This window comes from Sphingobacterium sp. GVS05A (genome assembly GCF_019969845.1).
Classification (GTDB): domain Bacteria; phylum Bacteroidota; class Bacteroidia; order Sphingobacteriales; family Sphingobacteriaceae; genus Sphingobacterium.
The window spans coordinates 61,583-76,648 of record NZ_JAHXYR010000007.1 but is presented as its reverse complement, the minus strand read 5'-3'; the positions used below and the strand labels follow the sequence as shown (position 1 = coordinate 76,648).

The following is a 15,066-nucleotide window of genomic DNA, read 5'->3' as shown; positions in this document are numbered from 1 at the left end:
TATTCGTATTACTATGTACGAATATTTTAATGGAAAATTAGCATATAAAGCCCCCACTCATGTTATTATCGACGTGAGTGGGATTGGCTACTATGTTCACATCTCTCTTTATACCTTTTCCCAAATCAAGGATCAGGAAAACTGCAAATTATTTATTTCGCTGCAAGTCAGGGAGGATTCCCATACACTTTATGGCTTTGCCACGGAAGGCGAAAAGAAGCTGTTCGAGAATCTGATTTCGGTTTCAGGCATCGGTCCCAATACGGGTCGGATGATACTCTCTTCCAACACGCCTGATGAAATACAGTCTGCCATTGTCAATGGTCAGGTTGCTTTAATCCAGAAAATTAAAGGAATCGGCCCTAAAACAGCACAGCGTCTGATCCTAGAACTTCAGGATAAATTGAAAAAACAAGGCGTGGAAACGCTCTCGACAACAATTCAATCGCAATCCATACCAGACGAAGCTTTGTCTGCACTGGTTATGCTAGGTTTCAACAAAGTGGCAGCTGAAAAGGTATTGAACACCATTTTAAAAACAGAAAGCAACCTTTCTGTGGAGGATATGATCAAATTAGCACTAAAGAGGCTATAAAATGGGATATCATGTTTAGCGATCCTCTGACGAACACTCTGTTGATCTGATTCATCGCTAGACACACACAGAACAAAATATATAGCTCATACTATAAAAGGAACTTTCGGGTTTCTTTTTTTGTTTTCTCAGTGACAGTTTCGCTTCGAATCCCGCATTTGATGCTGTCTTTAGACCATCGCCATTTAGGTGACAATTTACGAACTGAAAGTAAACTAATAGGGACTTCATTCGTGTTTATCCGGACTTCATTCGGATAAACTCCCTATGAAGTCCGTTTTATTACCTTCTAAGATCAGTGTTAAAAGCACCCAAAATATGAAGAAGAATCAAACTTTTCCTCTTCTTGACATGAGCTTATTTGTCCTTACAAGTAAATGATCTGCTTATATCTATGTAGAACCGTGAGATGATAGCAATTGAAATAAAGATTATCGGATTACAAGTACGGTTATGAGTTTAATAATTACAGTACATCTTCAAGAAATAACACAAACGTTTGCTCTAACAAAAACAAACACATAATCAGCCAGTTACAAAAACACACAAGAACCTTCCTCCGCGTTGCTACAGCCTATTTGTTACAATCCGGCGTTGCTAAAACGTATTTATTACCTTATTTTTAGCACTTCGTATTTCAGTTATAATCTCACACATGAAAAAACTATTTTCACTTGCGCTCGCTTTAAGTTTAGGAGCAGCAGTATTTGCGCAAGAAAAGAAAGACATCACGTTGAACATTGTGCCTCTACCGCAACATGTTCAGATCAAAAATGGGTCATTTAAAGTCAACGCAAACACTAAAATTGCATTTGACAGCGATGAGGATAAAAAAGTTGCCACTTTATTCCAGGATTTTCTAAAAAGTAACTACAAGCTCAATCTATCTTTAGTTAAGTCGCCGGCTAAGAATAGCATCTATTTTTCGTCCAAAAATGCAAGATCCGCAAATACGGAAGCATACGAACTTAACATCGCCTCGGATCAAATTACGGTCAGTGGAAAAGCATCAGGTCTGTTTTATGGCATGCAATCGCTGATCCAGTTACTACCTGTCGATAAAAAAGCAGATATCGAAATTCCACAGGCATCAATTCAGGATGAGCCTCGTTTTGCTTACCGTGGACTGCATTTAGATGTTTCCCGTCACTTTTTTCCTGTTGAATTTGTTAAGAAGTACATTGACATTCTGGCTTCTTACAAATTGAATACTTTTCACTGGCACCTGACGGATGATCAAGGATGGCGTATTGAAATTAAATCACACCCTAAGCTAACACAGATCGGTGGCTATCGCAATCAAACGCTTTTAGGTAACTATAAAACCGATGGTGACTATGATAACACGCCTTATGGCGGTTTCTACACCCAGGACCAGATCAAAGAAGTCGTGGCTTACGCCAAATCTAAGTATGTTACAGTCATCCCTGAGATTGAGATGCCGGGTCATGCTTTGGCAGCTCTTTCAGCTTACCCAGAGCTCGGTTGTGGTGATAAACCAGGGCCATATACTGCTGCACAGACCTGGGGAGTATTTGATGATGTATTCTGTGCCGGAAAAGAAGAAACATTTAAGCTATTGCAAGATGTCATCGACGAAGTAATTCCATTGTTCCCTAGCGAATATATTCATATTGGTGGTGATGAATGTCCTAAAACAAGATGGAAGACATGTCCGCATTGTCAAAAAAGAATCAAGGATAACAATCTCAAAGATGAGCATGAATTACAGAGCTATTTTATTCAACGTATGGAAAAATACATTAATAGCAAAGGTAAACGTATCATTGGTTGGGATGAGATCTTAGAGGGCGGTTTAGCACCAAATGCGACTGTTATGAGCTGGAGAGGTGACCAAGGAGCTATCGATGCTGCAAACCAAGGCCACGACGTCATCATCACGGCAAATAGCTATGGTCTTTACTTTGATCACAAACAAGGAGCTGATCAAAATAGAGAGCCCTTGAGCATTGGAGGTCTTTCGACATTGGCTAAGGTATATTCCTCTGATCCTATGCCGAGCAAAATCTCTGAAAATAACAAGAAACATGTCTTGGGTGTTCAAGCAAATATCTGGACAGAATATATCGGTTCTTCCAATAAAGTCGAGTTTACAGTATTACCGCGGGTATTGGCGCTAGCTGAAATTGCCTGGACGCAGCCGGAAAAGAAAAATTGGAAGAATTTCTCCGAGCAACGTGCGGCACGTCAACTGGCAAAACTCGATCAGACAAATACATTCTACCGCGTACCTGAGGCTTATGGTATCTCCGATACAACGGTATACGCTTCAGAATATACCATCGGTGGTTTGAAACCATCTGTGGAAGGTGCCAAAATCTATTATACCCTAGATAACTACGATCCTTCGGAATTAGATCTAGCGTATACAGGTCCGGTTAAAGTGACTGTTCCAAATAGTAAAGAACGTGTATTCAAAGCGGTCGTTATTACCCCTTCTGGAAAAAGAAGCAATTACATCCGGGTAAACATTATCAATACAAAGAAATAAAATAATATACCCCATGCGAAAGCGCTAATATTCTGTTAACTTTGAGCAGGTATTAGCGCTTTTTTTCTGAACCGCCTGTTCTTTCGGGGGCCAGAAATAACCTTCAGTCGATTTTCTTTGCTGTTGGTCCTTGTGAAAGCGTGAAGTTTTTATTGAAAGTGTGTATTTCTACAAAAATTTAGAAAAGAATTTTTATGGCTGAGGATCTACTAATTGCTAAGGGTAGCAAAGAGGAACAATATCAGAATTTACTTCCGCAGATAGGTGGATTGTTACAGGGAGAAAATAATCAGGTTGCAAATCTTGCCAATATCGCGGCAGCGTTAAAGGAGCAGTTTAATTTCTTTTGGGTGGGTTTTTATCTTGTAGACAATGCTGAAGAGCTTGTGCTTGGTCCCTTCCAAGGTCCTGTCGCCTGTACGCGTATAAAAAAAGGGCGTGGTGTATGCGGTGGAGCCTGGGCACAGGAGAAAACACTGATCGTACCCGACGTGGAGCTGTTTCCTGGACATATTGCCTGTAGCTCTCTTTCACGCTCTGAAATTGTACTGCCTGTATATAGTCAGGGGGAAATTATAGGTGTTCTCGATGTGGACAGCAGTGAACTGGACAGCTTTGATGAAATTGACGAAAAATACCTGACGCAGATCTTACAGTTATTGGACAATTAGTGTCTAGCTATCAATAGAAATATGTCTATCGTCCATACAAACTAATTAGTGCTTGTTGGCCCCTAAACCCTCTTCTTCTATGGGAGCTTCAGCAGATTACTCTTCGAAGATCTTACTGTTGAAATTCCCATATCTTGACTAATTTATCATCACTAACGCTAAAGAAATACTGACCATCGTCAGACCAGACACCTGCATTGACAGATAGATGATGGCCATCTTGCATTTTGTCACGACTCATGTTCTTCAACAAAGCAAAATCCGCGTTAGACCAAAACTTCACTGACTTATCCCGGCTTACTGTGGCAAAAAAAGGTTCAACTGGATGTGGATAGATTCCATATACAGTAAACAAGTGTGGGACAAATGAAAAGTTATTACTCAACTGACTGACTTCGGAAATAATGAGCTGTGCATCACGTCCACCGCTTAATAGTCTATTTTGAAGAAAAGCTAACGAAGTTGTGGGCATGCTATGGAGCTGCATACGCTCAATGACATGAAAGTCTTCGCTATCCAACAAATATACCCAACCATCTTTATCGCCCAATGCAATTCTGTTTGAGTCTTCATCAACAGCAATAGTCCGAACTGTCGTTTGGGATAGCTGTAGTTCATAAATACCTTTATATGTTGCGAGGTCGATCACATAGAGTCGTCCTTCCTCCCCTACAGCCAGAAGCTCATTTTTTTGTTTGACAAACGCAAGAGCAAAGATGGCTTTTTTGCCCAATTGTAAACTTGCAACAAGTTTTTGTTCTTGCACATCTACAAAAAATAATTTTCCCTCACGTAGTGCAATCGCTAAGATCGCTGTTCCAGGGATCAGTTTTAAAGCATATACAGAGGAGGTCACAGCACAGAGGATACGTTTAAAGCTATTTTTTTCGATATCCCATTCAACCACCCCCTTGTCATTACCACCTGTAAAGAATGTATTCGGATCATATCCTTTTTCTACGCAAAAAATAGGATTTTGATGTCCGGGTAATGTCGCTCTTAATTTAATATCCATAGTTATATCTTCAAGCTCTCCAGATGACATTCGGAGAGGCTATTCTTGATCAATCTTTTTCTAATTTACCGTCCACTTATCATTAAACTGTTCTTTGCTTCATTTCACTGACTTACAATAAAAGCGCAGAAAACAATAAAACCTTTATGTTTTCACACAAGCACCAACAGCTATGAAAACAACCAGAAAGTTCCTTCTGGCCAACAAACCCATAACGAAGTCATTGATGCTTAGTAGAAATATAAGAATCAATAAAAAACAGACACCTTCAGAAAAAAGAAGTGCAGTATATTCACAAATATACTGCACTTCCAAGACTATTTTGTCATATTAGGTTAAAGCCTTGTCTCCATCCCTAGATCCAATCTAATTTATCCAAGCATATTTGGGATCAATAGCAGAAACTTTCTTTGAAAAACAGCGCTATTGGTGTCTGCTTTCAAGATTTTTAGCAATTGTTTCCAACGAAAAGCCCTTTTCACGCAACAATACGATCAAATGGAACAATAAATCGGAAGTCTCATTGATAAAGTCAGTCTCGGTTTCCGTTAATGCCGCGATCACGGTTTCTACCGCTTCTTCACCGACTTTTTGGGCGATTTTATTAATTCCTCTGGAGCGCAGGCGATTGACATAGGATTCGTCGGAAGGGTTTTCGTAACGATGATTTACAATACGTTCCAGCTCCAATATGAAATTTTGATTGAATTCAGTATTGAAACAACTCCGACTTCCTGTATGACAAGTAGGTCCCATAGGATCCGCCTTGATCAATACAGTATCTTTATCGCAGTCTATATGAATACTCTTTACATTTAAAAAGTTACCACTCTCCTCTCCTTTGGTCCAGAGACGATTTTTGCTACGAGAGAAAAAAGTCACGCGCTTTTCCGTCTGTGTCTTTTGCCAAGCCTCTTCGTTCATATAGCCCAGCATCAACACCTCTAGTGTTTGGGCATCCTGTACGATCACTGGAACAAGTCCGTCACTTTTTGCGAAATCTAACATTGTATTAGTATCTAGTATTTAGTATTTAGTAATTAGATTTTACTCTTGCAAGCCATCAGCTTACTTCATATTATCCTTACTCCTTTATCCTCACTCTTTATTCCCTGCCCCTTACTCTTTATTGTTTGATCCAAAACTATCTTACAACTATACCATTCTGACGTAAGGTCTGTTTAAGATCTGGAATCAATATTTCCCCATAGTGGAATACGGAAGCCGCTAAGGCAGCATCCACATTGGCCTGTTGGAAGACATCGACAAAATGTTGTTGGTTTCCTGCTCCACCAGATGCAATTAAAGGTATATGAATACGATCGTTTACAGCTTTTAAGAAGCTGTTATCAAACCCATTCTTCGTACCATCGTGATCCATTGATGTCAGGAGAATTTCCCCAGCACCACGCTCCTGCGCTTCCAGTATCCAATCCAAGGTATTGATCTCCGTCTTGATACGTCCACCACTCAGGTGAACAAAATCTTGCCCTTCGATTGACCTTGTATCTACTGCAACCACAACAAACTGGGCTCCAAAAGCTGCAGCCATTTGATTGATCAGTTCAGGGTTGCGCACAGCCGCAGAGTTGATGGATATCTTATCTGCCCCAGCATTTAACAGGATATCGGCATCTTTGATTTCATTGATACCACCACCGATCGTAAAAGGAATATTCACCTGACGAGCTACTGCTTTGACAAGATCTATTGTCGTCTTGCGCCCTTCATGTGTAGCCGCGATATCTAAAAAAACAAGCTCATCCGCTCCTTGTTGGGAGTATTCGTAGGCTAATTCAACAGGATCACCGGCGTCGCGCAAGTCTACAAAATTGACTCCTTTTACTGTACGTCCATCTTTAACATCCAAGCAAGGAATTATCCGTTTTGCCAGCATGTTAAAATCTGATTAATGATTTAAGGTTCCAATCTTTGACTTCATCGATGGAGATTCTATTCTCATAGATTGCTTTTCCTACAACCACTGATTCTACTCCTCCCAGTTCCTGAAGTTTTTGAATATCATCCATCGAGCTAATACCCCCAGAAGCAATCAGTTTAATGATTGGTGAGTGGCTCAACAGTTTTTGGTACAATTCTACACCTGCACCGCCCAATTTACCATCTTTGCTAATGTCGGTACATAGAAACCTAAAGAAACCCAAAACCAAGCATTTATCAATATACTCAATCAATTTAATCGGCGAACTCTCTAACCAGCCTGAGTATTTGATCACTTCATCCAATACGTCAATTGCAATCACAATATGATCAGCATATTTCACTTTCCCCTCATTTAAAGTCGCTAGTTCCTCCAAAAAAGAAGGATTCGTAATTGCTTGGGTACCCACAATAACACGGTACACACCGGCATCTACCAATTCCTTTACTTTTTCAATGCTCCTTACCCCACCACCATATTGGATTTTCATATCTGTCTTCTGAATAATATCGAACAAATATGCTTGGTTACTAAAATCACCTTTGGCGCCATTAAGGTCTATGATATGAACCAATTCAGTACCATTCGCACGATAGTTTTCTATCTGCGCTTCCAAACTAATATCATAAGTCGTAACGTCGTTGTAGTTACCCTCTCTTAAACGGACAACTTTTTTGTCCAAAACGTCTATTGCTGGAATGATATACATAATCGAATATTTTTAGTCTATTTGAATAGTTGAAAAATTGAGCAGCAACTGCTCACCTGCTTTCCCCGACTTCTCCGGGTGAAATTGTACACCAAAGAAATTATCTCTGGAAATGGCTGCCGAAAATGGCAATCCATAGTCGCATTTTGCGGCTGTAAACGCCGTATCATATTCAATATAATACGAATGCACAAAATAAAAATAAGTCTGATCTTCAATATTCGCAAATAAAGGATTATTTGCTTGTACCGAAACGCTATTCCAGCCCATATGAGGCACTTTGCCCGCTACTCCGGCGTCAAAATGTAACGTTTTCAACGGGAATAGCTCCAACATCCCGGCATCACCTTCTTCTGAATATTCAGTCAAAAGCTGCATACCAACACAGATACCCAAAACAGGTTTACGCAATTCTTTAATATAGGGTACTAATCCCGACTCACGCAATTTATTCATGGCTGCTCCCGCATGTCCTACTCCCGGAATAATAATACGATCGTAAAGATCGATCTCCTCCGCAGTATTGATCATACCATAGGTCAACCCTACCCGATCTAGTGCAGCAGTCAGGGAAAAGATATTCCCAGCGCCATAGTTAATAATTCCTATCATTTTTGAGATTTGAGTATTGAGATTTGAGTATTGAGACTTTGGCCACACAAGCTTACGCATCATTCGGTCATCGTTAATCTTTACTCATTTATCCCATGGATTCTCTTTATTAATTAAACAAAACTACAAAACACCTTTTGTACTTGGCAGCTGCATATGATCCGCATCCCGTCGTACTGCTTTCTTAATAGATTTAGCAAAAGCCTTAAAAATTGCTTCGATCTTGTGGTGCTCGTTATCCCCCTCAGCTTTGATATTTAAATTTGATTTGGAGGCGTCAGAGAATGATTTAAAGAAATGGAAGAACATCTCCGTCGGCATGTCACCTATTTTCTCACGTTTAAATTCAGCATCCCATACAATCCAATTGCGTCCACCAAAATCCAGTGCAACCTGTGCCAGGCAATCATCCATTGGTAAGGTGTAAGAGTAGCGTTCAATACCACGCTTGTCTCCCAATACCTTCAAAAACACCTCACCCAAAGCAATTCCTGTATCTTCGATGGTATGATGCTCATCGATATGAAGATCGCCTTTAGCTTTGACCGTTAAGTCCAATGCACCATGTCGGGCTATCTGATCCAACATATGGTCAAAGAAGGGCAATCCTGTTTCGATTTCCGATTTACCAGAGCCATCCAAGTTCAATTGAATAAAAATATCGGTTTCATTCGTCTTACGATGATGTTCGGCAGTACGTGTTCCCAATTTCAGAAATTCATAAACTGTTTTCCAGTCCATTGTTTCTAAAGCTACGACTGTAGGGTCAATGTCCACATTCTCCAATGCACCCAATTGATCATTCGCACGCAACCAGATAGCCTTTGCACCAAGATTTTGAGCAAGCTTAACATCATTTACGCGATCACCAATAACAAATGACTGACTTAAATCATATTTTGAAGCATCAAAATATTCACCGAGCATGCCAATACCGGGTTTACGCGTATCTGCATTTTCGTGTGGAAAAGTCTTGTCAATATGTTCTTTGGCAAATACTACACCCTCTGCTGCAAACGTATCAACCACAAAATGATGGACAGGCCAGAAGTTTTCTTCCGGATGGGAAGATGTCCCTAGACCATCTTGGTTGGAAACCAAGATCAATTCAAAATCCAGTTCCTTCGCGATACGTGGCAGGTACTGTAAAGCACCCGGGAAGAATTTTAATTTTGCAAAAGAATCAATTTGCTCATCTTCTGGTTCCAAAATTAATGTTCCGTCACGGTCTATAAACAGTACACGTTTTAAGTTATCTGGCATAGTATTATTTATTGATTTGATTAAGTTTTTCTAATAAAGTTCGGTTCTCTGCAGGTGTCCCGACTGTGATCCGCAAGCAGCCTTCGCAAAGCTCAACTTTAGATCGATCCCTGACAATGATCCCATATTGAACTAGATAATCGTAGATTTCTCTCGGCTGTTCCATCTTGACCAAGATAAAATTGGCGTCAGAAGGAGTAATATACTGTACATAGTCCAATTCAAGGAGTTCGCGTACCAGTTTCTCACGTTCCGAAACAGTCTCTTTGATCCAGTCATTGACTTGATCCACATTATTCAAGGCCTCCAACACGATATCTTGTGTTGCTTGATTAATGTTATAAGGTGGTTTAATTTTATTGTAAACTGCTATAATTTCTTTGCTTGCAAATGCCATACCCAACCGCAGCGCCGCAAGTCCCCATGCTTTAGATAAAGTCTGCAATACCACCAAGTTTGGATATTCGGCCAGTTCCTGTGTAAATGACTTCACGGCGGAAAAATTGATATAAGCTTCATCGACAACAACAAGTCCCTGAAAATTATTCAATACCGTTTCTATATCCTGACGACGGATAGAGTTTCCCGTTGGATTATTCGGTGAACAGATAAAAATCAGCTTGGTATGTGCATCTATCGCATTAGCGATACCGTCCAAATCCAATTGATAGTCTTCTGTTAGGTTTACTTTCTTGAAGGCGACATCATTGATATTCGCAGACACCTCATACATACCATAGGTAGGTGGGACTAAAATTACATTGTCCACACCGGGTGTACAAAATGCACGATATAAAATATCAATAGCCTCATCGCTTCCATTACCCAAAAAGATATTTTCCGCGGGTACACCTTTTATGCTTGAAAGTTTTGCTTTGACTTGATGTTGGAGAGGGTCTGGGTATCGGTTGTAATCATGGTTTAGTGGGGATCCAAAAGGATTTTCATTGGCATCAATCAATATGGATGCCTCCCCTTTAAATTCATCTCTGGCGGACGAATAAGGTACGAGCTTCTTGATATTTTCCCGTAATAGGTTGTTTAAGTTGAATGGATTATCCATTATAAAAAAATTAGAGCCGTAAACTTAGATAAATTGTTTATCAAAAGCAATATAATAAGCAATTTAAAAAGCATTTGATCGTAGAAATGTGGTATAAGACGCACAAAAAACTAAACTAAAAACCATTTTCCTTCGATAGAAAGCTCGGTATTTGGGAATGCCGTTCGTGCCTCTTCCAATAAAGGGTTCAAATCCCGATATCGGGCTGAGTAATGTCCCAGCAATAATTTTTTTGCATGGGTTTCTTTCGCGATCTCCCCAGCCTCCAAAGCTGTTGTATGGAAAGTCTCCTTAGCCCTGTCTACCATATCATGCAGGAACGTAGATTCATGATACATAAGATCAGCATGCTGAACATAGGGCAGATAGTCAACAGTACGTACCGTGTCCGAACAATATACGTAACTTCTGGATTTAGGCGCGGGTAAGCTCAATTGGTCTGCTGGATAAACATTCCCATTTTCATCCACGTAATCCATCCCTTTCTTTATAGCAGGATAATAGACTGTGGGAATATTGAGCGCCTGAACCACATCACCGAGTAAGGTGCGGGCTCGTCGTCCTTCATCGAAGCGAAAACCGGTACAGGCAATACGATGTGTTAAAGGGAATGTACTTATTTTCATCGTTCGATTTTCAAAAATAACACCGGGCTCGTCGGGTGAAATCGGATGAAAAATAAGATTATAACGTAAGACTGTCTCAGAATGTAGAAATTGTATATCCAAAATCTCTTTTAAGGCAGCAGGACCATATAGATGAAGATCACTTTTGCGTCCGACAAGGTGCATCGAAGAGAGCAGCCCGACCAAACCTAAGTAGTGATCTCCATGTAAATGGCTAATAAAAATATGCCCTAAGCGATTGCTTTTAATTCCATACCGGCTGAGTTGCATCTGCGTACCCTCACCACAGTCGATCAAAAACAATTGTTCATTAAAGTTCAACACTTGGCTAGTCGGATGACGATCAAACATCGGTGTCGCGGAACTATTTCCTAATATCAGAACTTCAAACTTCATATTAATCCTCAATTGTCCCCCGATATTCAGATTCCAATTCGTGTGCAAAGATTAAATCTTCAGCAACCTTTAGTGATGGAGCAATCTTTATCGATTTATCCAGGTGCGATACACGAACCATATCCATTAATTTAGGACAAAGATTGACTAAAATAAATACGCCGCCAACAGATTGACATAAACGATGTGCCAGTATCCCTAAACGAATACCTACTTCATCCGTCCTTTGGACATGAATCATATCCAAAACAATATTTCGTTGACCAATGGTATTGCGCAACAAAAACTCCCCCTTCAGTTTAGCTGCATTATCGGCATCTATCACTTCGACATGAGGTTCTATGACAATATAACGATCGTGTTTATCAATAGTGTACTTCATAAGTCTATTTCATTAGTTTGAGGATACAATGTACTAATAATTTAGCTCTTTTAAGGCTTTTGCCACATTTCTTTCCACACGTTCAAGTACATTTTCCTGATCAGGATAGACAAATTTTTCTCCAACAATATGTTCGTATAGCTCAATATAGCGTTCGGAAATTGAAGCAATAATATCATCCGTCATCTCCGGAACCACTTGCCCATCCTTACCTTGAAAACCATTATCGATCAACCACTTCCGGACAAACTCTTTTGACAATTGCTTTTGTGCCTCACCATTTTCCTGACGTTCCTGATATCCATCTGCATAGAAATAACGGGAAGAATCCGGTGTATGGATCTCATCAATCAAAACGATTTTGCCATCTTTTTTACCAAATTCATATTTGGTATCCACTAAGATCAATCCTCTTTGTGCTGCAATTTCAGTTCCGCGTTGAAACAATGCTTTGGTATATTTCTCCAATTGCACATAATCCTCTTCACTTACAATACCTTTTTTCAAAATATCTACTCGAGAAATGTCCTCATCGTGGCCTACAGCTGCTTTAGTCGTCGGGGTAATAATTGGCTCTGGCAATTTATCATTCTCTTTTAGTCCCTCGGGAAGAGATTCGCCACAGACTTCACGTTTACCAGCGGCATATTCGCGCCAAGCATGCCCAGATAAATAGCCACGGATTACCATTTCTACTTTAAACGGCTCACACATTTGACCAATCGTCACACTAGGATCTGGTACAGATACAACCCAATTGGGGATAATATCAGCTGTCGCTTTCAAAAATTTAGCTGCAATCTGATTTAACACCTGCCCTTTGTAAGGGATAGGGCGAGGAAGTACCACATCAAATGCCGAAATACGGTCAGAAGCTACCATCGCCAAGTAAGTATCAGCAATCGTATATACATCACGTACCTTTCCTCTGTAAAAAGCTGTCTGGTTTTCGAAATTGAAATTTGTTTCTTTTATAGCGTTCATGTTCAAAGTAAAATTCTTATGTCAGTAGTTATTGATTAAATATCGCCGTATGCTTCCAAAATACGTCGCACCAATTTATGACGAACCACATCGCCGCCACTCAGGTGAATAATATCGATACCTTCAATATTTTCCAGCAAACGGATCGATGTCGAAAGTCCGGATTGATTCTTTTTGGGGAGATCGACCTGCGTCATATCACCTGTAACAATAAATTTTGCGGTAGGTCCCATACGAGTCAAAAACATCTTCAACTGCATATCCGTTGCATTTTGGGCTTCATCCAAAATAACAAAACAGTTATCAAGGGTACGCCCTCGCATAAATGCCAATGGTGCAACCTCGATGGTACGGTTTTCTAAATATCCTTTTAGTTTTTCTGCGGGAATCATATCGTCAAGCGCATCATAAAGTGGCCTCAAATAAGGATCGACCTTTTCTTTCAGGTCCCCGGGTAGAAAACCTAAGTTTTCTCCAGCTTCTACAGCCGGCCTAGTCAAGATGATCCGTTTGATTTCCTTATTGCGAAGTGCTCTGACCGCTAATGCAACAGCCGTATAGGTTTTTCCTGTTCCCGCTGGGCCAATGGCAAATAAGATGTCATTTTTTGAAATACTATCAACCATCCGTCTTTGGTTAGGCGTCCGGGCCCGAACAATCACACCATTAGGTCCATAAACAATGGGTTCAGAACCAAATGCCGCATTCTTGGCCGCAATCTCCTTTTCTTGCTGCGCGGCTGAGCCTGCACTCGCCCCTAGGAGATTTTCAAAATCCAACAAGGTAATGTTGTTGAATTTCTCTAGATGAGCCATAACTTCCTTAAACGATTGCTCAAATAGTTCCAATTCCTTCGCATCTCCCAGCACTTTCATTTCACTTCCACGAGCTACAATCCGCAATTTTGGGAATTGTTTCTTCAAATAATCAAAGTGCTCATTGTCTGCTCCCCATAATATGGGTAAATTCAGACCATCTAATGCAATTAGTAATTCGTTCAAATTTTATCCTATTTTAGAAATAATTAGATTGTAGCCATTACGCAATAGCTCCTGTACGTAATACCATTCAAAATTAACGTATTCTAATGAGAAAATAGGCCATCCAGCGGAGATTTTTGCAAAAAGAAAACCAAATTATTTTTTTTGCGTTTCATACATAAGTTTCGCTTTTAAAAGTGGATCTTCAAGGTACGCAAATCAATTCTTTACAGTAGAAATAGAAGCTATGTTTGTGTATATCAACCGGAAAAAGATATATTCAAAATAAGTTCTTCAATTAGCTTTACAAATCAGCTGATAAATAGTAATTTTGTCCTCTATTTGAATAGATTTTCAGGAACAGAATATGCAAACGACAGGAGATCTATTTCTATTCATTCAAAAAGGGAATTTGACAGCAATTCGGTCTACTTTAGATTATAATGGCAGTAATTACGTTAACGACAGATCTAGGACATAAAGATTTTTATCAAGCTGCGCTAAAAGGGAGCCTTTTAACGCAGTTGTCTGATGTTAATATTGTCGATATCACCCACGAGATCCCAGCATTCAATATTCCACGTGCAGCTTTTGTACTGGGCAATGCGTATCATTATTTCCCAAAAGGAACCGTACATATCATCGGCATCAACACCCTCTTTCATGAAGAATCTAAATACATCGGCATGAAATACAGGGATCATTATTTTGTTGGTGCAGACAATGGCATTTTCAGCTTACTGTTGAATGGAAATGAACCGCAGGAATTGTACGAACTCAATTTGATGCAGGACCTGAGATACCTCCATTTCCCCCTTGCTGATATTCTTTCAAAATCGGCCTGCCATATTGCAAAAGGTGGCAAACTGAAAGATGTTGGTACACCCATGCATCAACTGATCGAAAAAGTCACTTTACAACCGATCTTTGACAAAGACATGATCCGTGGCAATGTCATTTACGTTGACGCCTTTGGTAATGCCATTACTAATATTTCCAAAGACCTATTCAATAAAGTTCAAAAGGGACGGAATTTTATCTTGTATTTCAAACGCAACGAGACAATCACCAATCTTTCCTGGCATTATAATGAAGTCGGTGAGGGTGAAAAATTGTGTCTTTTTGGTATCAGTAATTACTTAGAAATTGCCATCAACAAAGGCAATGCAAGCCAACTCTTGGGGCTTCACGACGACGATTCCAACGTCATTCGTATCGAATTTAAAGATTAATTTCATAAATTCATTCCTAGAAATAGTTTATTCACTTCAATCTGTCCCTAAAATGCGCAACGTGCCTTTGGCAGTTTACCACTT

The 15,066-nt window shown here is 39.9% G+C and carries 15 protein-coding genes; 4 read left to right on the top strand and 11 right to left on the bottom strand.

Going from position 1 to position 15,066, the window contains the following annotated elements:
- Positions 1–13 precede the first annotated feature (13 nt).
- The 3 genes from ruvA to LC454_RS17635 all read left to right on the top strand — a co-directional run bounded on the left by ruvA (position 14) and on the right by LC454_RS17635 (position 3,778).
- Positions 14–595, top strand: a complete 582-nt coding sequence (gene ruvA, locus LC454_RS17645; RefSeq protein WP_223583780.1) for a Holliday junction branch migration protein RuvA — start codon at positions 14–16, stop codon at positions 593–595.
- A 655-nt stretch (positions 596–1,250) separates the two neighbouring features.
- Positions 1,251–3,107: a beta-N-acetylhexosaminidase gene (locus LC454_RS17640; protein WP_223583779.1), complete on the top strand. Its 1,857-nt coding sequence runs from the start codon at positions 1,251–1,253 to the stop codon at positions 3,105–3,107.
- Between the two features lie 194 nt (positions 3,108–3,301).
- On the top strand, positions 3,302–3,778 hold the full coding sequence (locus LC454_RS17635; protein WP_223583778.1) for a GAF domain-containing protein: 477 nt from the start codon (positions 3,302–3,304) through the stop codon (positions 3,776–3,778).
- Between the two features lie 112 nt (positions 3,779–3,890).
- Here the strand turns inward: LC454_RS17635 and LC454_RS17630 are convergent, their stop codons facing one another.
- From LC454_RS17630 to LC454_RS17580, 11 genes are all read right to left on the bottom strand, one after another.
- Entirely contained in the window at positions 3,891–4,793 is a 903-nt protein-coding gene (locus LC454_RS17630; protein ID WP_223583777.1) for a WD40 repeat domain-containing protein, read from the bottom strand.
- 423 nt (positions 4,794–5,216) lie between these two features.
- Positions 5,217–5,801 carry a bifunctional phosphoribosyl-AMP cyclohydrolase/phosphoribosyl-ATP diphosphatase HisIE gene (gene hisIE, locus LC454_RS17625; RefSeq protein WP_120261425.1) on the bottom strand — a complete coding sequence of 195 codons (585 nt, stop codon included), beginning with the start codon at positions 5,799–5,801 and terminating at the stop codon, positions 5,217–5,219.
- A gap of 136 nt (positions 5,802–5,937) precedes the next feature.
- Positions 5,938–6,690: an imidazole glycerol phosphate synthase subunit HisF gene (gene hisF, locus LC454_RS17620; RefSeq protein WP_223583776.1), complete on the bottom strand. Its 753-nt coding sequence runs from the start codon at positions 6,688–6,690 to the stop codon at positions 5,938–5,940.
- A 1-nt stretch (position 6,691) separates the two neighbouring features.
- Positions 6,692–7,444 carry a HisA/HisF-related TIM barrel protein gene (locus tag LC454_RS17615; RefSeq protein WP_223583775.1) on the bottom strand — a complete coding sequence of 251 codons (753 nt, stop codon included), beginning with the start codon at positions 7,442–7,444 and terminating at the stop codon, positions 6,692–6,694.
- Positions 7,445–7,456: 12 nt separating this feature from the next.
- Entirely contained in the window at positions 7,457–8,056 is a 600-nt protein-coding gene (hisH, locus tag LC454_RS17610; RefSeq protein WP_223583774.1) for an imidazole glycerol phosphate synthase subunit HisH, read from the bottom strand.
- A gap of 123 nt (positions 8,057–8,179) precedes the next feature.
- Positions 8,180–9,319: a bifunctional histidinol-phosphatase/imidazoleglycerol-phosphate dehydratase HisB gene (gene hisB / locus LC454_RS17605; protein ID WP_223583773.1), complete on the bottom strand. Its 1,140-nt coding sequence runs from the start codon at positions 9,317–9,319 to the stop codon at positions 8,180–8,182.
- A 4-nt stretch (positions 9,320–9,323) separates the two neighbouring features.
- On the bottom strand, positions 9,324–10,382 hold the full coding sequence (hisC, locus tag LC454_RS17600; RefSeq protein ID WP_223583772.1) for a histidinol-phosphate transaminase: 1,059 nt from the start codon (positions 10,380–10,382) through the stop codon (positions 9,324–9,326).
- A 110-nt stretch (positions 10,383–10,492) separates the two neighbouring features.
- Complete coding sequence (locus LC454_RS17595; protein ID WP_223583771.1) at positions 10,493–11,404, bottom strand: ribonuclease Z; 912 nt, start codon at positions 11,402–11,404, stop codon at positions 10,493–10,495.
- Position 11,405: 1 nt separating this feature from the next.
- Positions 11,406–11,786 carry an STAS domain-containing protein gene (locus LC454_RS17590; protein ID WP_223583770.1) on the bottom strand — a complete coding sequence of 127 codons (381 nt, stop codon included), beginning with the start codon at positions 11,784–11,786 and terminating at the stop codon, positions 11,406–11,408.
- 33 nt (positions 11,787–11,819) lie between these two features.
- Positions 11,820–12,770, bottom strand: coding sequence for a phosphoribosylaminoimidazolesuccinocarboxamide synthase (locus tag LC454_RS17585; RefSeq protein WP_223583769.1), 951 nt, complete (start codon positions 12,768–12,770; stop codon positions 11,820–11,822).
- A 35-nt stretch (positions 12,771–12,805) separates the two neighbouring features.
- Complete coding sequence (locus LC454_RS17580) at positions 12,806–13,771, bottom strand: PhoH family protein (RefSeq protein ID WP_223583768.1); 966 nt, start codon at positions 13,769–13,771, stop codon at positions 12,806–12,808.
- Between the two features lie 422 nt (positions 13,772–14,193).
- Here LC454_RS17580 and LC454_RS17575 point away from each other — a divergent pair, with 422 nt between their 5' ends.
- Positions 14,194–14,982, top strand: a complete 789-nt coding sequence (locus LC454_RS17575) for an S-adenosyl-l-methionine hydroxide adenosyltransferase family protein (RefSeq protein ID WP_120261416.1) — start codon at positions 14,194–14,196, stop codon at positions 14,980–14,982.
- The last annotated feature ends 84 nt before the right edge of the window (positions 14,983–15,066 follow it).